The sequence below is a fragment of the Exiguobacterium sp. SH3S1 genome, from assembly GCF_004337105.1.
Classification (GTDB): Bacteria; Bacillota; Bacilli; order Exiguobacteriales; family Exiguobacteriaceae; genus Exiguobacterium; species Exiguobacterium aurantiacum_A.
This window is the reverse complement of the sequence record NZ_SJUW01000008.1, coordinates 61,677-81,214: the sequence shown is the minus strand read 5'-3', so window position 1 is coordinate 81,214 and position 19,538 is coordinate 61,677. Positions and strand designations below refer to the sequence as shown.

18 protein-coding genes and 1 other annotated feature are annotated in these 19,538 nt (G+C 52.6%); all 18 genes read left to right on the top strand.

All coding sequences use genetic code 11. The features are described from left to right. Positions 1 to 203: 203 nt before the first annotated feature. The 18 genes from EVJ26_RS10380 (at position 204) to EVJ26_RS10295 (ending at position 19,520) form a co-directional block, all read left to right on the top strand. Positions 204 to 1,109: a carbohydrate ABC transporter permease gene (locus EVJ26_RS10380; RefSeq protein WP_201738361.1), complete on the top strand. Its 906-nt coding sequence runs from the start codon at positions 204 to 206 to the stop codon at positions 1,107 to 1,109. Next, complete coding sequence (locus EVJ26_RS10375) at positions 1,106 to 2,011, top strand: carbohydrate ABC transporter permease (protein WP_083274118.1); 906 nt, start codon at positions 1,106 to 1,108, stop codon at positions 2,009 to 2,011. Before EVJ26_RS10380 ends, EVJ26_RS10375 begins: the two co-directional genes overlap by 4 nt. 105 nt (positions 2,012 to 2,116) lie before the next feature. Then, positions 2,117 to 2,358 (top strand) — a binding site (T-box leader). A gap of 65 nt (positions 2,359 to 2,423) precedes the next feature. Then, a complete protein-coding gene (gene asnA / locus EVJ26_RS10370; RefSeq protein WP_131470380.1) occupies positions 2,424 to 3,407 on the top strand; it encodes an aspartate--ammonia ligase in 984 nt (327 codons plus the stop codon). Positions 3,408 to 3,587: 180 nt separating this feature from the next. Beyond that, a complete protein-coding gene (locus EVJ26_RS10365; RefSeq protein ID WP_070328885.1) occupies positions 3,588 to 4,883 on the top strand; it encodes an ABC transporter substrate-binding protein in 1,296 nt (431 codons plus the stop codon). 147 nt (positions 4,884 to 5,030) lie between these two features. Next, on the top strand, positions 5,031 to 6,221 hold the full coding sequence (locus tag EVJ26_RS10360; RefSeq protein WP_131443902.1) for a right-handed parallel beta-helix repeat-containing protein: 1,191 nt from the start codon (positions 5,031 to 5,033) through the stop codon (positions 6,219 to 6,221). After that, positions 6,208 to 6,774, top strand: coding sequence for a nitrous oxide reductase accessory protein NosL (locus tag EVJ26_RS10355; protein ID WP_201738360.1), 567 nt, complete (start codon positions 6,208 to 6,210; stop codon positions 6,772 to 6,774). Before EVJ26_RS10360 ends, EVJ26_RS10355 begins: the two co-directional genes overlap by 14 nt. A gap of 3 nt (positions 6,775 to 6,777) precedes the next feature. After that, entirely contained in the window at positions 6,778 to 7,578 is an 801-nt protein-coding gene (locus EVJ26_RS10350) for an ABC-2 transporter permease (protein WP_131470379.1), read from the top strand. Beyond that, the gene (locus EVJ26_RS10345) at positions 7,565 to 8,284 is read left to right on the top strand and encodes an ABC transporter ATP-binding protein (RefSeq protein WP_131470378.1); all 720 of its coding nucleotides are present in this window, start codon (positions 7,565 to 7,567) and stop codon (positions 8,282 to 8,284) included. Before EVJ26_RS10350 ends, EVJ26_RS10345 begins: the two co-directional genes overlap by 14 nt. A gap of 63 nt (positions 8,285 to 8,347) precedes the next feature. Then, entirely contained in the window at positions 8,348 to 9,808 is a 1,461-nt protein-coding gene (locus EVJ26_RS10340) for an MDR family MFS transporter (protein WP_131470377.1), read from the top strand. Between the two features lie 35 nt (positions 9,809 to 9,843). Next, a complete protein-coding gene (locus EVJ26_RS10335) occupies positions 9,844 to 10,932 on the top strand; it encodes a PQQ-dependent sugar dehydrogenase (RefSeq protein WP_236635551.1) in 1,089 nt (362 codons plus the stop codon). A 95-nt stretch (positions 10,933 to 11,027) separates the two neighbouring features. Further along, positions 11,028 to 12,236 carry a M48 family metallopeptidase gene (locus EVJ26_RS10330; protein ID WP_131470376.1) on the top strand — a complete coding sequence of 403 codons (1,209 nt, stop codon included), beginning with the start codon at positions 11,028 to 11,030 and terminating at the stop codon, positions 12,234 to 12,236. Between the two features lie 103 nt (positions 12,237 to 12,339). Beyond that, positions 12,340 to 14,091: a sensor histidine kinase gene (locus tag EVJ26_RS10325; protein WP_236634102.1), complete on the top strand. Its 1,752-nt coding sequence runs from the start codon at positions 12,340 to 12,342 to the stop codon at positions 14,089 to 14,091. Further along, positions 14,088 to 14,795: a response regulator transcription factor gene (locus tag EVJ26_RS10320; protein ID WP_070328894.1), complete on the top strand. Its 708-nt coding sequence runs from the start codon at positions 14,088 to 14,090 to the stop codon at positions 14,793 to 14,795. Before EVJ26_RS10325 ends, EVJ26_RS10320 begins: the two co-directional genes overlap by 4 nt. A 15-nt stretch (positions 14,796 to 14,810) precedes the next feature. Further along, entirely contained in the window at positions 14,811 to 15,524 is a 714-nt protein-coding gene (gene deoD, locus EVJ26_RS10315; protein ID WP_016508372.1) for a purine-nucleoside phosphorylase, read from the top strand. Positions 15,525 to 15,666: 142 nt separating this feature from the next. Then, complete coding sequence (locus tag EVJ26_RS10310; protein WP_131456828.1) at positions 15,667 to 16,833, top strand: MFS transporter; 1,167 nt, start codon at positions 15,667 to 15,669, stop codon at positions 16,831 to 16,833. A gap of 105 nt (positions 16,834 to 16,938) precedes the next feature. After that, a complete protein-coding gene (locus EVJ26_RS10305; RefSeq protein ID WP_131470375.1) occupies positions 16,939 to 18,324 on the top strand; it encodes an aldehyde dehydrogenase in 1,386 nt (461 codons plus the stop codon). 181 nt (positions 18,325 to 18,505) lie between these two features. Further along, entirely contained in the window at positions 18,506 to 19,216 is a 711-nt protein-coding gene (locus EVJ26_RS10300; RefSeq protein WP_131456832.1) for a Crp/Fnr family transcriptional regulator, read from the top strand. Between the two features lie 184 nt (positions 19,217 to 19,400). Then, positions 19,401 to 19,520: a cytochrome c oxidase subunit 2A gene (locus EVJ26_RS10295; RefSeq protein ID WP_233589685.1), complete on the top strand. Its 120-nt coding sequence runs from the start codon at positions 19,401 to 19,403 to the stop codon at positions 19,518 to 19,520. Positions 19,521 to 19,538: the final 18 nt, after the last annotated feature.

Genomic DNA, 19,538 nt, shown 5'->3' with positions numbered 1-19,538 from the left:
TGTTTGGTTCATTCGTGATTCGAGCCATAATTCACATCGTTTCTCTAATATAAACTGGCTCGTTCGTATTGTCATTGACTTTATCATAACGCATCAGTTCTGCAAATTCACTAATTGAGTTCAATATATTCCACCCATTTCGTCAAATGTATCCGTTTTCATTTTATTTCATTGCAGGTAAATTGATAGTGGAGGCGATGAAGATGATTGAAACAACGAAGCGAAGCAAACATAGACGGAATTGGAAGAAGCCGGCAAGCTTTATCGCATTTGTCGGTCCGGCCTTTTTGGCGTTCGTGGCCATTGTACTCATCCCATTCTTGAACGGGATCTATTACAGTTTTACGGACTGGAACGGGGTGACCGGTCAGTTGAACTTTGTCGGGTTGGATAACTATCATCGACTTTTGTTCGAGGACGTCCAGTTCCGTTCGTCGTTTTGGATCACGACGAAATACACGATCGTGGCCGTCATCATGACGAACATCGTCGGCTTTTCATTGGCGCTGTTGTTGACGATGAATATTAAGACGCGAAACATATTGCGAACGGTCTTCTTTATGCCGAACTTGATCGGCGGACTCATCCTTGGTTTCATCTGGCAATTCATTTACGTGAAAGGATTCGAGTCAATCGGATCATTGACCGGTTGGAGCCTGTTCGAGCTGCCGTGGCTCGGCGACGCCCAGACAGCGTTTTGGGGAATCGTCATCGTCGCGATCTGGCAAGGCGGTGGCTACGTGATGGTCATCTATATCGCGGCGCTGCAAAACGTACCGACGGATTTGCTCGAAGCGGCCCGGATCGACGGGGCGAACCGGTTGAAAATGTTGCGTCATATCACGCTCCCGATGATCATGCCATCGATTACGATCTGTCTGTTCTTGACGATCTCCTGGTCGTTCAAAGTATTCGATACGAACTTGTCGCTCACGAACGGAGGACCGTTCAAATCGACCGAGATGCTCGCCTTGAACATTTATACAGAGTCGTTCGTGAACAACAATTACGGTCTCGGCTCGGCGAAAGCGGTCATCTTCTTCCTCGTCGTCGCGGCGATCACCGTCACCCAAGTGTATTTGACGAAAAAACGGGAGGTGCAGGCATGACGACGGAAAAAATTGAACAGTTCGAACCAAAAATAGATCAGACGCCGAGACGGCAGTTGCCGCAAAAGCCGCTGCGGACGAGCGGATATACGACCGGCCTTGGCCTCATCGAATTGGTCGCTATTTTACTAGGACTTTTATATCTCGTCCCGTTTTATTACGTCATCGTCAACTCGTTCAAGTCGATTGCTGAGATTTATACGAACACGTCCGCACTCCCGAACGTCTGGCTCGGATCGAACTATACGGAAGCTTGGGAAGCGATGAACTATGGCCGCGTCTTTTTGAACTCGCTTTTGATCACGGCCGGCGCGAACATCGTCATCGTCATCTTCACGTCGATGGCGGCATGGAAGCTCGTCCGGACGAAACATTGGATCTCGACCGTCATCTTCTTCTTGTTCGTCGCGGCGATGGTCATCCCGTTCCAATCGATCATGATTCCGCTCGTAAAAGTATCGAGCGTGCTCGGTCTATTGAACAGTCATTGGGGACTGATGGTCATGTATCTCGGGTTCGGGTCAGGTATTTCGGTGTTCTTATATCATGGCTTCATGAAATCGATCCCGGAAGAGATCGAAGAGGCGGCCATTATCGACGGTTGCTCGACATGGGGGCTGTTCTGGCGGATCGTGTTCCCGCTCTTGAAACCGATCACGGTGACGATCGTCATCTTGAACAGCCTATGGATTTGGAACGATTTTCTGTTACCTTCGCTTGTCCTCCGAGACATTGAACTGCGGACGATCCCGCTCGCGACGTTCTATTTCTTCGGACAATATACGAAACAATGGGATTTGGCACTCGCTGGTTTAGTTCTTGGGATCGTTCCGCTTCTCATCTTCTTCTTCGGTATGCAACAGCATATCATCAAAGGGATTACGAGCGGCTCGATCAAATAACCCTTCCCAAGGGATCTCCCTCGTCCGCTACACGGGGGAGAATTTTTTTTAGAAAAGCTGTTGACATTCGTCTGAATATTTATAATAATGAGTTCAATTCAATTGTGAACGACATTGAAAGGACGAGTACACAGAAGACGTAAGCAAAGCGAGCCGGGGAAGGTGAGAGCCCGGACTGAAATCTCTGTCGAAGAACCTCCTGGAGTCGCTACCCGAACGCTTTGCAAGTAGACGTAGCCGGACCGTTCCCCGTTATCGGAACTACGAGATGTTCGTCTCGAAAAAGTGAGTAGATTCGTCTACTAATTTGGGTGGCACCGCGGAGCTTGAAGCCTTCCGTCCCATAGTCCATGGGATTGGAGGGCTTTTTTCTATTGCTCCGTCCCAAATCCCACAATTGGAGGAAGACAAAATGACAACGACAGCAACAAGCATGATGAAGGAAAAACAACAGGCAATCACGGCGGTAAAGGCAATGTTCGAGGACAAGTTCAGCACGGCGCTAGGTCTCACGCAAGTACAGGCACCGCTATTCGTCACATCGGCGAGCGGAGTCAACGATCACTTGAACGGCGTCGAGCGTATCATTCAGTTCGACACACAATATCCGGGACATGAGCTTGAGATCGTCCAGTCGCTTGCGAAATGGAAACGCGAAGCGCTCGGCCGGTACGGGTTCAAAGTTGGCGAAGGGTTGTATACACAGATGCGTGCGATCCGCCGCGACGAAGAACTCGACGCGACACACTCGCTTCATGTCGATCAATGGGACTGGGAACGCGTCATCGCCCGGGAACACCGGACGACCGACTATTTGAAAGCGACCGTCGAATCGATTTATGCGGCCTTGCTTGAAACGGAACGGTCGGTCGAGTCGGCATACGCGATCGAAGCGATTCTCCCTGAGTCGATTCACTTCTTGACGAGCCAAGAGCTAGAAGACCTGTATCCGACGCTGACGCCAAAAGAACGGGAACATGCGATTTGTAAAGAGCATGGCGCGGTCTTCCTCTCACAAATCGGAGGCGCACTCGCCTCAGGAGAGAAACATGATGGCCGAGCGGCTGACTATGACGACTGGGCGCTCAACGGCGATATTCTCGTCTGGCATCCAGAACTCGAGACGGCGTTCGAACTGTCGTCGATGGGGATCCGTGTCGATGAGACAGCGCTCGCTGAACAGTTGGTGACAGCTGGCGCGGAAGAGAAGCGGAAGTATCCGTTCCATCAAGCCGTGCTCGAAGGACGTCTCCCACTTACGGTCGGAGGCGGAATTGGCCAGTCACGTGTCGCCATGTATCTGCTCCGGGCCCGTCATATCGGTGAAGTCCAATCGTCGGTCTGGCCGAGCGAGATGGTCGCGGCGTGCGAAGAAGCTGGAATTAGCCTGTTGTAATTATATAGAAGCAAATGAGCCAGGACTTTCTTACGAGAAAGTCCTGGTTTTCTGTACAACATTTTCCACCCTACACGTCAATTTTGACACCTACATAATGGAAGCGTTTTCATTTAAAGTAAGGGTGTACTGATTGGATCGATTATTTTAGTCGACTTACACACCGAGGGAGGAAGCAAGATGAAACGCAAATGGAGATTATCGACAGCTGTGATGACGGCTGGCATGGTATTGACGCTCGCTGCCTGCGGGGGCGGATCGCTCACAGAAGGGGAAGGGTCGGCTGACGGGAACGCGGATAGCGGTGACTCAAAAGATGTGACGTTGAACGTCTTCCAATTTAAAGCCGAAATCGCTAAAGACCTCGAGGCGATGGCGAAAGAATATGAAGAAGAGACGGGCGTCAAAGTGACCGTTCAAACGGTCGGCGGCGGAGCCGACTACGGTGCCGCGCTCAAATCGCAATTCGCATCTGGCAATGAACCGGATATCTTTAACAACGGTGGCTTCACGGAAGCACAGACGTGGAAAGATAAGTTGGAAGATTTGTCGGATGAAAAGTGGGTCGGTGATTTGACGGAAGTGGCCAAAGAACCGATGACGATGGACGGGAAACTGTACGGTATGCCGATGAACCTTGAAGGCTACGGTTTCATCTACAATAAGGAGCTGTTTGAGAAAGCGGGCATCAGTGAACTGCCGAAGACGCTGTCTGAATTGACGGATGCGGCTGAAAAGTTGGACAAGGCGGGCATCACCCCGTTCTCGGTCGGTTACGCGGAGTTTTGGATTCTCGGCATCCACTTGCTCAACATCCCGATGGCACAACAAGATGATCCCGATGCGTTCATCCAAGCGCTCAACGACAACAAAGAGAAGTTCGAAGACAATGAGCAGTTCCAACAGTTCTTGAAACTGTTCGACCTGACCATCAAATACGGTAACAAGAACCCGCTCACGACGGACTACAACACGCAAGTCACACAGTTCGCCCAAGGCGAGACAGCGATGCTCCAGCAGGGCAACTGGGCCCAACAGATGATTCTCGACGTGAATCCGGACATCGAGATGGGCTTCGTACCGATTCCAATCAATGATGATAAAGAGAAGATGGACCGCTTGCCGGTCGGCGTCCCGAATAACTGGGTCGTCAACAAAAACTCACAATATAAAGAAGAAGCGAAAGACTTCCTCGAGTGGATGGCGACGTCAGACACAGGGAAAGACTACATGGTCAACAAGTTCAAGTTCATCCCGGCGTTCAAGTCGATCGAAGCGAACGACCTCGGACCACTCGCTGACGATATCCTTGCCTATTCGAACGAAGGCAAGACGATCTCATGGAACTGGTTCAAGTATCCGGACGGCGCGGTCAACGAGTATGGTGCTTTGATGCAAGCGTACGTCGGCGGTCAGAAGACCGGTGACGAGATGCTCCAAGACTTCACAAAAGTATGGATGGATAAAGCTAAATAAAGAAAACACAAGCAGCGAACTGACCCCTTCGCCGCTTGTGTTTTTTTTATGAAGAAACTGTCACAGGAATCCCATAAAAAGCACACACATACCCCCCTAGGTTTGCGTACAATATGTTTTGTAAGCGATTGATCAAGAGGAGGGGTTATGAGACAACTAAAACTTGGATTGCTCATCGGCTTGTTGTTCGCAGCCCCGTCTGTCCACGCGGAGTCCGATTTAGTGACGCTTGACGAACCGATCGTGGTCCGTTCGAATGAGACGTTTGACGGTGCTGGGAAACGCTTCGTCAGCTGCAATGAACCGGCGTTTCGGTTAGAAGGGACCGGGGCGGTGCTCGAGAATGTTTTGGTCGAACAGTGCCGGCAGACGGATGTGGCTGCCATACAAGTCTCAGGGCTTGGCCATCAGTTGATCGATGTGACCGTCGAAGCGTCCGGGACCGGTATCGTAGTGGAAGACAGCTACGGGGTAAGGCTCGTCCGTCCCGTCATCTCGGGGTCTAATCAACACGAGGGCATCTCGCTATTGAACAGCGAAGCGGCTTTGATCAAAGGGGCGGTCATCGACCGAGTCCGTGACGGGATCTACATCGAGAACGGGTCGGGTCACCAGCTGATTCGACCGAGCGTTGCCGATGCTAGATACGGTGTCCATCTCATGTTTCCGACAGACGTGTCGATCAATTTGCCGAACCTCCGGCGCAACGGAGCAGGTGCGATGATCATGGGGACAGAGCGCGTCGTCATCGAGAACGGACAAATCCATGACCAAGTCGGCGCGACGGCGACCGGGATCATGTTGTTTGAAGCAGTCGAGACGACGTTGCGTGCCAACGCGATCTTCGGCAATCGGATCGGGATTTATGCGGAAAAATCGGAGTGGACGACGATTCATGACAATGGTGTGAACGGCAATGATGTAGGACTGCGCTTGAAGTCGGCGAACGGGATGACGATGGCAGGGAATGACTTGACCGGCAATCGGTATCCGGTCGTCTCGTTTGAGTCGGCAGACAATGTGATTCAAGGAAACGATTGGGGCGGACAGACGCTCGATTTGACACGCGACGGGTTCAGTGAGATCCCGTTTCGGGCCGACCCGTACTTGTTTTTATTGGCCGATTCATATGAAGCGTTCGAGTTGCTGTACGGTGCCCCGGGGCTAACCGTGCTTGAACGTGTGCTCCGTAGCCCGGACGAGGTCACACTCACGGACGCAGGGCCAATTGTGTCCGCGTTTCGCATTGAGTGGAACGGGTCGTTCGGAGCGGTCGCTTTAACCGGAATGATGGTTTTACTATGGATATTTGGGAGGAAACGATATGACTACGTATAAGAAAATGGCAGGACTATTCGCCGCATCAAGTTTGACGCTCGCACTTGGGGCGTGTTCGAGCGCTGCGGCGGAACCTTTCGATATCGAATGGGGCGAGACCGAGTGTGAAGTGTGCAAGATGAAAGTGATGGATAAACAATTCGCTGCCGAAGCGATTATGGACAACGGGAAAGGCTATGCGTTCGACGATATCGGTTGTTTGATGCGTGACTGGTACCCTGAGCAAACAGAAGAGGACATCGCGGCGATGTATGTGAAAGACTACAACACGATGGACTGGGTCGATTTAGATGAAGGTACGTTTGTCTATAATAAAGAAGCGAAAACGCCGATGGCTTATAACATCGTCTCGTTCGCAAAAGCAGCGGACGCGGAGACGTATGCCGAAGAGAATGGCGGCATGGTGATGGATTTAGACGACTTGAAAGAACACACGTGGGAACGCGGCGAGATGAACGGTCATAAAAAAATGAACTCGGACGACGATGGCGAAGCGAGCGACATGAGTGACGCGCACGATTCGGATGAGTCATCTGACGGTCACGGGCACTAAGCGATGTTATGGCGGATCGAATGGTCCCGTACGCTGCGTCAGAAAGAAAGTTACGTCTTCTTGCTTGCTTGGGTACTGACACTCGTCTTGCTGGGTGGTCTCGGCCAAGCGATCTCGGTGGCGACGGCGTATACGAACGTCAGCGCGACACTCGTCACGGTGATTGGGCTCGTATTACCGCTCCTCGTCATGTTGACGACGGCACTGCAGTGGGGCAATGAGCGTGAATCAAAGCGGATGCGACTCGTCTCGACGTTCACGGTGTCGATGCGCCGCGTGGTCTGGATGCGTTACAGCGCATTCCTGGCGACGCAAGGACTCATCATCACGCTTGCGTTCGCGCTCGCCTCGTTCCTTGTTTCGATGCCGCTCGAGACGTGGTTCGTCCTATGGATGTATGCGTTCGGCCTCACCGCGTACGGTGCCGCGATCGGCACGTTCATCGGCGTCGTCGGACGGACGAGGCTTCGAGCCGTGCTCCTCTCGTTCATCGTCTGGGTCGTCCTCGTCTTACTTTGGCCGACGCTCCTCGTGGCAACGATTGCTTGGCTGCCTTACGGGTCGCAAGCGAGTGCGATGGTCGGGCTTCTGTTTTTGAACGGATTTGAGCTACTGCGCGTCTGGGTGAGCTCGGTCTTGTCGGCACCTGACCTGTTCGGGGCCGTCTATGAAACGTTTATCGGCTGGCTCGGCGACCCACTCGGTAGTTTGACCGTCAGCATCGCGATCTTGAGTGTCGTGTTTGTGTTGTGGTTCGGGACAGCTTGGTTACTTCGACAGGAGGGACGACATGATTCAGCTTGAACAGGTCGGTAAACGCTATGGCGATGTATGGTCGCTCCATCCGCTTGACGGAGCGATTGCCGACGGTCGGGTCGTCGCCTTATGCGGAAGCAACGGGGCTGGGAAATCGACGCTACTGAACATGATGAACGGTACGCTCGAACCGAGTGTCGGTCATATCTCGTTGAACGGGGAGACGCGTGACCGTCGAAAATCGTATAATCAATCGTTTGGTTATATGCCTGATGATTTCGCATTCGATCCGTCGTGGACCGTCGGTGAGACGTTTGCGTATTACGCGTTGCTTCAAGGAGTCAAACCGGATGCGTCTCTATTGAACCGTGTCGGGCTTGACGCCAAGACCCGGCAACAGGTCGGGATGTTGTCGAAAGGGATGCGGCAACGTCTCCTGCTCGCTCAAGCGTTGGTCACGAAACCTGACATTTTACTGCTAGACGAGCCGACGAACGGTCTCGACCCGACGTGGATGCATGTATTGGGCCGACTGTTGCGGGAAGAGGCCGACCGCGGGACGACGATCGTGTTCTCGACACACCAGCTCGATGTGGCGGCGAGGCTTGCTGACGAAGTCTGGATGCTTGATGCCGGCCGGCTGGCCGGACGTGTCCTCGTTCAAGATGAACAGTCCGCTTACGCCGAAATTAAAAACTTCTTTTTCGAACCGGAAGTTGAGGCTTGTCAAACAGACGCCGCTCGCACAAAATAATAGACAGTTGAAGTGGTGGTCGGAGCCTTCCGGCGCCACTATTTTTGTGGGGAGATGGAACAGATGAGAAAGAATGTTACGGTCGCACTACTGCTTGCGACTTTTTTGGCGGCGATCGAAGGGACGGTCGTCTCGGTCGCGACGCCGGTCATTGCGAGCGAGTTGAACGGCGCGGCGCTCGTTAGTTGGGTATTTGCCGCCTTCTTACTATTTACCGCGGTGTCGACACCGATTTACGGGAAAGTCGCCGACTTGTTCGGGCGTAAGCGCGTCCTCTTGTTTGGGATCGGGCTGTTTACACTTGCCTCGCTCTTATGCGGTTTAGCGACATCGATGGAGCAGTTGATCGTGTTTCGGGCGCTGCAAGGTCTTGGTGCCGGTGCGGTCCTGCCGATCTCGATGACGATTATCGGGGACTTGTATAAGTATGAAGAGCGCGGCAAGATCCAAGGGATTTTAAGCGCGGTGTGGGGCGTGTCCGGTGTACTCGGACCGGTCATCGGAGGATTTTTGGTCGAGACGTTGTCTTGGCGCTACGTGTTCTTGTTGAACGTTCCGTTTGCGCTCTTATCGTTCATCATGATCGTCACATTTTATAAAGAGACGGTCGCTGAGACGACCGAACGGATCGATATAAAAGGGGCACTCCTGTTCGCTGGGGGGACGACCGCATTCTTGTACGCCTTGATCACGTTCAGTGAAACGAACATCTTGACGCTACCGGTCGTCGTCAGCGCTGTGCTCAGTCTTATCTTGCTCGTCAGCTTCTTCATGTCAGAGCGCCGGGCCAAGACACCACTCCTACCGCTCGAGCTGTTGAAGCAGCCGATTATCGCGTCCATCAACGGGGCCGTCTTCTTTGCTGCTTGGGTGCTCGTCTCGATGTCAGCCTACATCCCGATTTGGGCACAGGCTGTACTTGGTAAATCGGCGACGGAGGCGGGCTTCATGCTCATGCCGCTCTCGGTCGCATGGACGTTCACGTCGATTATCGGCGGACGGACGCTCGGAGCGGCATCACCGCGACGACGGGCTGTCTTCGGGATGGGCCTGCTCTTGGTCGGGACGGTCATCTTGACGCTGATGACTCCATCGAGTTCGGACGTCTGGGTGTACCTCGCCGTCGCCATCATCGGCGTCGGATTCGGTTTGTCACAACCGATGTTCATCGTCGTGTTGCAGACGGTCGTGTCGTACCGAGAGCGTGGTACAGCGACAGCGGCGAACTCGTTTTTAAGTACGGTCGGACAGACGCTCGGCGTCGCGGTGTTCGGGGCGATGTTCAACTTTATCGTCTTGAGCGGATTCCGGAACGACGAAACGTTGAGTGGTGCCTCGCTCGAATCGTTCTTCAACCGGGCGGCGAGTGCCACGCTTGACGAGAGCGTCCGTCTGCAAGGTGAGCAGTTGATCGCCTCGGGACTGAACAGTGTCTTCGTCGGAGCGGCGCTCGCGGCGTTCATCGCTTTGCTCATCGCGCTTCGGTTACCGGCCCGCCCACCCGAACCTTCACGCGACGCCTGAAAGCGCGGTATGATGGGGGAAAGGAGGCGGTCACGTTGAAACGATGGTTACTCATGTTGTCACTCGTCTTTGTTGCCGGTTGTGCGTCTGATCCGGCGGACGATGCGGTCCAAGAAGAGGAAACCCCGATCGAACAACCGGCTGAATCGACGGAAGGGGCGCCGAACGAAGATGACGCGTTATCGGTTGGGGCGAACGAATCGATTGCGCGACAGCTCGACGTCCCATGGTCGATTGCACGAACCGAGGACGGTTGGCTCGTTTCAGAGCGCGGGGGAACGATTGCAGTCATTGATGCTGACGGTAACGTCTCGCGTCAACCGGTCGAACTGGCTGAAGATGTGCTTGAAATCGGGGAAGGCGGACTACTCGGTCTTGCTCTCGCGGATGACTTTGCGACGTCGCGGCATCTGTACGCCTATCATACGTACGGGACACCTGGGGATGTGCGGAACCGGGTCGTCGAATTGACGTGGGACGGAGAACGATTTGAAGAGACGGACATCGTCTTGGAAGACATACCCGGAGCGCAGTTTCATAACGGCGGACGCTTATTACTCGACGGTGACGTGATTTGGGTCACGACCGGAGACGCACTCGTCCCAGACCTCGCTCAAGATGAGACATCGATTGCCGGGAAAATCCTGCGCGTGCCGTTGTCCGGCGAAGGGGACCCGGTCGATTGGATTTATTCGTCCGGCCATCGGAATCCGCAAGGGTTGACCGTCATCGAAGACGTGCTCTATGCGAGCGAACACGGGGCGTCCGGTCATGACGAAGTGAACATCATCGAGCCAGGCAACAACTACGGGTGGCCGATGATCGAGGCCGATGAGACGAAAGACGGTCTCGAGACGCCTTGGTTTGAGGTCGGAGGAACGTCATGGGCGCCATCTGGCATCGTTGCCGACGAACAGTACGTCTATATGGCGACGTTGCGTGGGAATCGTTTGGTCGCCATCGACCGCGAGACGCGCGAAGTCGTTCCGCTCGTCGAGGATCAAGGACGCATCCGGGACGTCTGGTTAGAAGACGACCGTCTGTATTACATCACGAACAATACGGACGGCCGGGGAAATCCGGGAGCGGAAGACGATCAACTGTTCATGTTGGAATTACGTTAGAAACTGACATCTCGTCAGTTTCTATTTTTTTGTTGTGTTACTTGTGAGATTACGTATAATAAAGACGTTAATTGGAAAATGAAGGAGTTAATGACATGGATCATTCGAAATTGGTACATAAACACGAAAAATTGTATTTCGGACTGCTCGTCGCGATGAGCATCCTGACGATCATTGTCGGCATCGTCTTGACGATTGCCTCACTCGGTATCTTCCTGTGGATTATCGGGCTAATCGTCTCGCTGTCGATGTTCGCGCACTGGATTCAAATCGGCTATATTCGGACGAACGGGGTCAAAGTGACGGAGCGACAATTCGCCGACCTGCATGAGATGTATCAGCGCGTCGGACAAGGGATGGGCATCCGTTTGTTGCCAGATGTCTATATTTTACAGGCGGGCGGGGTCTTGAACGCGTTCGCGACCCGATTCTTCCAAAAGAATATGATCATCTTGTATTCGGACGTCGTGGAACTGTCGCGGAACGGTCAGACGAAAGAAGTCGAGTTCGTCATCGCACATGAACTCGCCCACATCCGCCGCAATCATGTCCAAAAACAGTGGCTCGTCTTGCTCGGGAATATCGTTCCATTTTTAGGGACAGCGTATTCACGCGCTTGCGAATATACGTGCGACCGGATGGCCGCGCATTACATTCAAGACGAAGCGGCTTCAAAACGGGCGCTCACTATCCTCGCCGTCGGCGGAAGGCTCGCCAAAGAAGTGAACGAGTTTGAATATTTATATGAAGCGAGCCGTGAGAACGGGTTCATCGCCAAATATAGCGAACTGATCTCGACACATCCGACATTGCCGAAACGGATCGCTGCTATCGCCACGCATGCCGGTGAGGCGAACGTGCCGATGTTCAAGACGGCGGGTTATGTCAAAGCCTCGATCATCGGAACGATTGTCGTCACCGTGCTCGTCAACGGGGCCATCATCGCGTGGCTCGTCATGAGTGATGGGTTCACGAGCCTCGCCGCTTCACCGTTCAGCGAAGGGTTCGCCGGTGAAATGACGGAAGAACCGCTTCAAGAATTGGCGTACGACAATGCAGGTGCGGATGCGATTCGGGAGGAACTGGCGAATGGGGCGGATGTTAACATGCAAGACAGTTACGGCGATACTCCGCTCCATAACTTGCTGTACAATGATGGAATGGACTACGATTCATTAGTGCTCTTGCTCGAAAGCGGGGCAGATGTCACCATAGAAAATGACGATGGTATGACACCGATCGATGTGGCGAAAGATTGGAGCCACGAATTTGGGATTATAGAACTGCTACGTTCTTATGAATGAACAGCTGGCTCGTCTCTCGGGAAACTGAGGGACGAGTTTTTTAACGATGGTATTGCAAACGCTTGCATGACCCGTGATATAATCTTCAAGAGGAGGGGTGTCGGTGAGGAGCATCCGTACGAAATTGACCGGGATGATCGCATTGACGATCATCGTTCCGGTTATTTTAGCGACAGTCATATCATTTTGGTACGTCAAAGACCGGGAACGAGAGCGCGGTCTCGAGCTCACGGACTGGTCGCTCGAGCGCGGGACGTTGCAGATCGAACGCTACATCTCTGACTTGAGCCGCCTGCCGACGAGCCTATACGCCAATCGGGACGTCCTCGACATTCTTGAATACGGTCCCGGGCTGTCACTCGAGCAGACGGAGCTTGAAGTTCGGCGGGCACTCCTTGGTATGTACTTATCACGGGAGGATGTCGCACAGATTCAATTGCTCATGCTCGAAGACATGGACTCGTTCGCCGCTTATAAAATGAAAGTGTCACCACGTTCGAAAAAACAACCGAGTGCGATTCAACAACAATTGCTGAAGTATGAAGAGAGCCGTGTCTTGCTCGAGGCGTCGCATCCGCTCGTCCCGTACCACGACTTTGGACCGATCATCTCGGCAGAAGAGGTTGTGACGCTTCATTTCCGGCTCGACAAGATCGAGACGGATAAACCGCTCGCGATCCTCTCGATCGATATACCGGAAGACGTGTTTGTCGGACAACTCGCGTCGCTGCAAAACAATCCGGAGGAAAGCCTTTGGTTTATTGGCGGGAACAATCAAGTGTTTGCCAAGCTTGGGGACGAGGACATCCCGGACACGGTGGCGGCGAAGTCGATGTCGGTCGACGGGAAACATCATCGGATCATTAAATCGTTCGAGTTTGAGAATCAAACGTTTTATGTCGGGAAATCGATTCCGGATCGGTTGTTGATTGAACCGGCATCCCGGACGTCATTCATCATCTTCGTCGTCGGGATGGTTTCGCTCGTACTAGCGTTGATCGGGGCGACGTACGCATCGATGCGTTTGACGACGCCGATTAAAACGCTCACGTCAAACATTTGGAGAATCGAGCAAGGGGACATGACCGTCTCGTTCGATTCCCTGGGAAATGACGAGTTCGGTGTGCTCGGCCGCCAATTTAAACGGATGATCGAACGGATCGATGACTTGATTCAGCGCGAATATCGGTTGGCGCTCGAAAATCGGACGAACGAACTGCGCGCCCTGCAGGCGCAAACGAACCCGCACTTTTTATTCAATGCGCTGCAGTCGATCGGGACGCTCGCCCTAAAAGGGGACGGTAAAACGGTTTATCGCTTAATCACACAGTTATCCTCGATGATGCGGTACACGATGCACCCGGACGAGTCGATGGTGACGCTCAAGCGCGAAGTCGAGCATCTCAATTCGTACGTTCGGCTCCAACAGGTCCGCTTCCCCGATCAGTTCGACGTCGAGGTCGACGTCCCGGACGCGTTGCTCGACTTGATCGTTCCGAAGATGATCCTCCAACCGCTCGCTGAGAACTTTTTCAAACATGGGTTTGAGCGGGACGGGGCGACTTCGGCCAATCGGTTCTGCTTAAACATCCGTCAAACGGGAGCCGACCTCATCATCCGTTGTGAGAACAGCGGGCGAGCGATCTCGGACTTTGAGCTGAACGCCCTGCAACAACGGATCGAACGGTCGATAGGACCGATTCATGGTGCGGAAGGCACCGGTTTAAAGAACATTCGCGATCGACTCATGTTAAACTATAATCGGGAGGCTGAGTTTATGTTGGCTACACCAGAGACCGGCGGATTCCGCATCGTCATGCGTTTCCCGGCCGTGAAGGAGGCGGGTGCGTCATGACGAAAGTATTGATCGTCGACGATGAGTCGCCGGTACGGGAAGCGGTCAAATTACTTGGGGAGTGGGAACGTCTCGGCGTCACGAAAGTGTTCGAAGCGAGCGACGGCGAGGAAGCGAAACGGATTATCACGAAAGAGCGCCCAGCCTTGGTTTTATCGGATATTCAAATGCCGCGCTGCAACGGGATTGAGTTGATGGAATGGGTGCATCAAGAGGTGGAGTCGGTAAAGCTGATCGTGTTGACCGGGTACGATGAGTATTCGTATATGCGGCGCGCGATTCAGCTCGGCAGCTTCGATTACTTGCTGAAACCGATTGATCCGGACGTGTTGAACGATACGCTCGAACGTGCCCTCGCGGACGTCTGTCCAGCCGAGGAGGATCCAATCTTCCAAATTGGTGCGTTTATCGAGCGTCATTATGCGGAAGAGCTCAGCTTGCAAGGGATGAGCGAGCGCTTTTACTTGAGCCGCGAATACATATCGCGTCGTTTTAAGCAGCAGTATGGCGTCAACTTATCCGAGTACTTGCTGTCGATCCGCATGCTCGAGGCCAAGCGTCTCCTTGAAACAAGTAGACAACGTATTTATGAAGTCGCCCAAGCGGTTGGTTTTTCGGACGACAAATACTTCCGAAAAGTCTTTAAAAAACAAGTTGGTGTTACCCCGAACGAATATCGGGAAGACTACCAACGACAACTTTAAAGGAGGAATTTTATCATGAGTGTACACATTGGGGCAAAAGAAGGACAAATCGCAGAAACGGTATTACTTCCAGGAGATCCGTTGCGCGCGAAATACATCGCCGAGACGTTCTTAGAGGATGTCGAACTGTATAACGAAGTGCGTGGCATGTACGGTTTCACAGGTACGTATAAAGGCAAACGCATCTCTGTTCAAGGGACAGGTATGGGTGTGCCGTCGATGTCGATTTACGTCAACGAATTGATCATGTCGTACGGTGCTAAAAACTTGATTCGTGTCGGTACAGCCGGCGGGATTCAAGAAGACGTCAAAGTGCGTGACGTTGTCATCGCGATGAGCGCATCGAGTGAGATGGGACAAAACCGTGTCCGGTTCGACGGCATGGACTACGCACCGACAGCGACGTTCGACCTCCTACATCGTGCGTATATGAACGCAGAGAAAGCGGGCATCCCGGTCAAAGTCGGTCAAATCTTCACGGCCGACCAGTTCTACCAAGATGACTTCCACCACTTCAAAAAGTGGGCGGACTTCGGTTGCCTTGCAATCGAAATGGAAGCAGCCGGCCTTTACACGCTCGCGGCGAAACATAAAGTCAACGCCTTGACGATCCTCACGATCTCTGACCACTTGTTAACGGGTGAAGAGACGACATCAGAAGAACGTCAATCGACGTTCGACGAGATGATTCGCGTCGCCCTCGACACAGCAGTCGAAGTGACGAACTAAATCATAAGTCCCTACAGACGCAACGTTTGTAGGGACTTTTTGTGTCAGTGTGCCAACGTATCTATACAAAGCGGAACCGGCAAGCTAGACTGAAGCTGAAAACTCAGTGTCCGTGGAGGCGCTGAGCTAAGGAGAGAATTCCGTGAATAAACCATCCGCTTTTGTGATTTATAGTATCGTCTTTTTTGCGTTTTTCGATCTGTTTGCCCAACTTCCCGTCATGAGCACGTTCGCGACCTCGGTCGGTGCGACGCCGTTCATCGCCGGTGTCGTCATTGCCATCTACTCACTGTCGAACACGTTCGGGAACATTTTGTCTGGCGTTTGGACGGACAAGTTCGGCCCGTTCCGAATCTTACTCGTCGGTCTAGTGTTATCAAGTGCGAGTCTGCTCATGTATCGCCTTGTCGATGATGCTTCGATGTTACTGGTGGTGCGTGTCGTTCACGGATTCGTGGCCGGCTTGATTGTACCGGCTGCGTTTACGCTATCCGCGAACTTGACCGCGGCGAATCGACAAGGGAAAAAAGTGGCGCTCACCGGGAGCTTCGTCGGGTTGGCGGCGATTCTAGGACCAGCGTTCAGCGGCATCATGGCCAGTCGGACATCGGTCCCGGTCGTATTTACGTACGTGGCGGCGTATGGCGTGCTTGTGGCTTTGCTTGCCCTCGTCGTGTTAAAGCGGTTGCGATTCGCTGTTAAACATGAGGACCGGCGCGAAGTGGTTGGCTCGAAAACGCTAGAACGCGACGTCGTCAAAGCATATATCGGGGCGTTTTTATTGATGTTCTCGCAAGGAGCGCTCGCTTATTTATTACCGCTTTACGTACAAGCGCTCGGTTATGACTCACGGCTCAGCGGGACGTTGCTCAGCACGTTTGGCGTTGCTGCCGTCCTCGTGTTCGTCTTGCCGACGAACCGTATCTTCGACCGGTTCGAGCCGGCGCGCTTGGCTGCGCTCGGGATCGGCATCCTTGGGGTTAGTCAAATTCTGATCGGTTTGTCAGGTAGCGCAAATCTGCTCTATCTCGTGCTCGGCTGTTATGGCGTCGGCTTCGCAATTTTGTTCCCGGCCATCAACACGATGTTGATCAAAGCGACGAACAGTGCCAATCGCGGCAAATCGTATGGCTACTTCTATGCGTTCTTCTCGCTCGGTACGGTCGTAGGTTCGGCTCTCTTAGGGTGGCTGTCCGTCTCGTTAACGCAGAAATTCACGCTGACCGGGATTGTTTTGCTGCTAGCGGGTCTGCTTTTGATTGTGATCGAGCAGACAAGGAAACGTGTCGTTTCAAACAAGACCGGGTGAGATGGGCACGTATCAAGCAGCAACGGCTGAACGTTCAAAATGGTCGGGTCTGATTGGATAGTGATAAGATGAAGACAGCGTTATCACTCAAAGGGAGGCAGATTTATGCTCGCACCAATCGAACAGTTGACGATCGAAGAGCTCATCAGTAAGCAACGTCGTTTCTTTAAGACGCAAGCGACCAAATCGCTCGCATTCCGTCTCAGTATGTTGACGTTTTTGAAAGAATCGATCAAACATCACGAAACGGAAATTATTGAAGCGTTAAAAACAGATTTAAATAAATCAGAGCTCGATGCGTTCACGACGGAGATCGGCTTTATTTACGACGAGATCAGTCGGACGAATCGAGAGTTGAAGCGTTGGATGCGACCAAAACGGGTCCGCGGCGCGGCGATCCACCTCGGGACAAAAAGTGAGGTCATGTATGAACCGTACGGCACCGTTCTCATCATCGCGCCTTGGAATTATCCGTTCCAATTGGCAATCGCACCGCTCATCGGAGCAATCGCGGCCGGGAACACGGCTGTCGTGAAACCGTCCGAATTGACGCCGAACGTGGCCCAAGTAATGACGAAAGTGCTCGAACGGGCGTTCACCGATCGCTACGTCGTCAGCGTCGAAGGGGATAAAGACGTCGCTCAAGCTTTGCTCGCGCAAAAATGGGATCATATCTTCTTTACCGGTTCGACCCAAGTCGGAAAAATCGTCATGGAGGCTGCGGCCAAGCAATTGACGCCGGTCACGCTTGAACTAGGTGGGAAGTCACCAGCCATCGTCCATGAAGATGCCAATATTAACATTGCGGCGAAACGGATTGCGTGGGGGAAATGGATGAACGCCGGGCAGACGTGTGTCGCCCCGGACTACGTGCTCGTCCACGAGTCGAAACGTGATGCGTTTCTTGAAGCGATCAAGCGGGAAGCGTTCCTGATGTTTGGGAACGGAATCGGGACAGAACGGTTCACCCGGATCGTCAGCGAGTCTCATTTTGATCGGTTGACGAGTTATTTGAGTCAAGGGGACGTCTTCTTCGGGGGAGCGACGGAGCGGGACAGCTTGAAAATCGCCCCGACCGTCATGACGGATATTCATGATGGGGCTGCTGTCATGAAAGACGAGATTTTCGGACCGATTTTGCCGGTGCTGACGTATCGTCAACTCGATGAGGCGATCGAGTTCGTGTCCGACCGTCCGCATCCGCTCGCGCTCTATCTGTTCACGGAAACGAAAGCTGTCGAACATACGGTGCTCAAACATCTGACATTCGGCGGCGGTTGTGTCAACGATGTCCTCATGCATTTGACGAACCCGAACTTGCCATTTGGCGGTGTCGGGGAGAGTGGGATGGGAGCTTATCACGGACGCTATAGCTTTGAGGCGTTCAGCCATGCCAAATCAATCTTACGCAACACGACAAAATTTGATGTGCCGATCCGTTATCCAAACTTTAAAGGTGCGGAGAAGCTGATTCGTCTCGTCTATCGCTGAGACTGATCTGAGACTGTAGACTTTCTACAGTCTTTTCTTATGGAAGCACTTAAAAAAGAAGATTGTTTGAAATGTCACATACTTTTGTGATTAGGGTGCTCGCGCTACTGTATAATAAAGCCATAAATGAAACGTACGAGACATTCCAGGCACGAATGAATTGTGGAGGGAGCAGACGAACATGTCTACGAAATGTGGGACAACCGAACCGAACAGCTTTATCTTTTCAGCGGAGACGAAACAGTTATTGCTCGAAATGATGACACCTCAAGACTACCCGAAGGCCAGCATCGTCTGTTGGGAAGGTGAGAAGTGTGATAAATTCTTTTATTTGAAGAGCGGATCTGTCAAATTCACAAAGATCACGAAAAAAGGTAATCCAATCGTCATGTTCTTATATGGCGCCGACGATTTTTTTGGTGAGTTTGATATCGTCGACACGTTCCCGAGTTCTTACAGCATCGAGACGACGGAAGAAAGTGTCATTGGCATTATTTCAAAGAAAGACATCGAGACCATCATGCAGCACGACGCCAAATTTGCCGGTGACGTGCTACGCTGGACGTCGATGATGCGTAAGCATTCAGAGATGAAACTGCGTGATTTGCTATTGTACGGAAAGCCGGGAGCGCTCGCTTCGACGCTGCTTCGGATGGCGGCCATGCACGGAGTAGAAGAAGATGATGCGGTCGTCATCTCACGACATCCTTCCGACGGGGAGCTCGGTCAACTGATCGGGGCACCGCGTGAGACCGTCAACCGGATGATGAACCAGTGGCGAAAAGAAGGCGTCCTGACAACGACGGGAAACTCAATCGTCTTGCATGATATCGATTTCTTAAAAGAGCTGTGCCACTGTGAAGGATGTCCGGTCGGGATTTGCCGATTATAACGAGGAACCGTCTCTTAGTGAGGCGGTTTTTTTGTCGTCTTGATTTGGCTAATTGTGAATTTTATGTGTGGAAACTACGCAAATTTGATGTGATTGTCACTTTTGGAGTGATAAAAGTCACATATTAAGTCGGGGTGAATTTCATACAATGAAAGAGGAAATTATAGCGAAAGGGGTCCTTCACGTGGATAAGAACGGTGGGCAAGAACCGAATCTGAAAGGCACGTTCACATCGGTCATGATTGTCGCGGGTGTCATCATCGCCATGTGGTCGTCGGTCTTTTATTTATTTGTTACACGATAACGTCAAAAGGAGAGAACA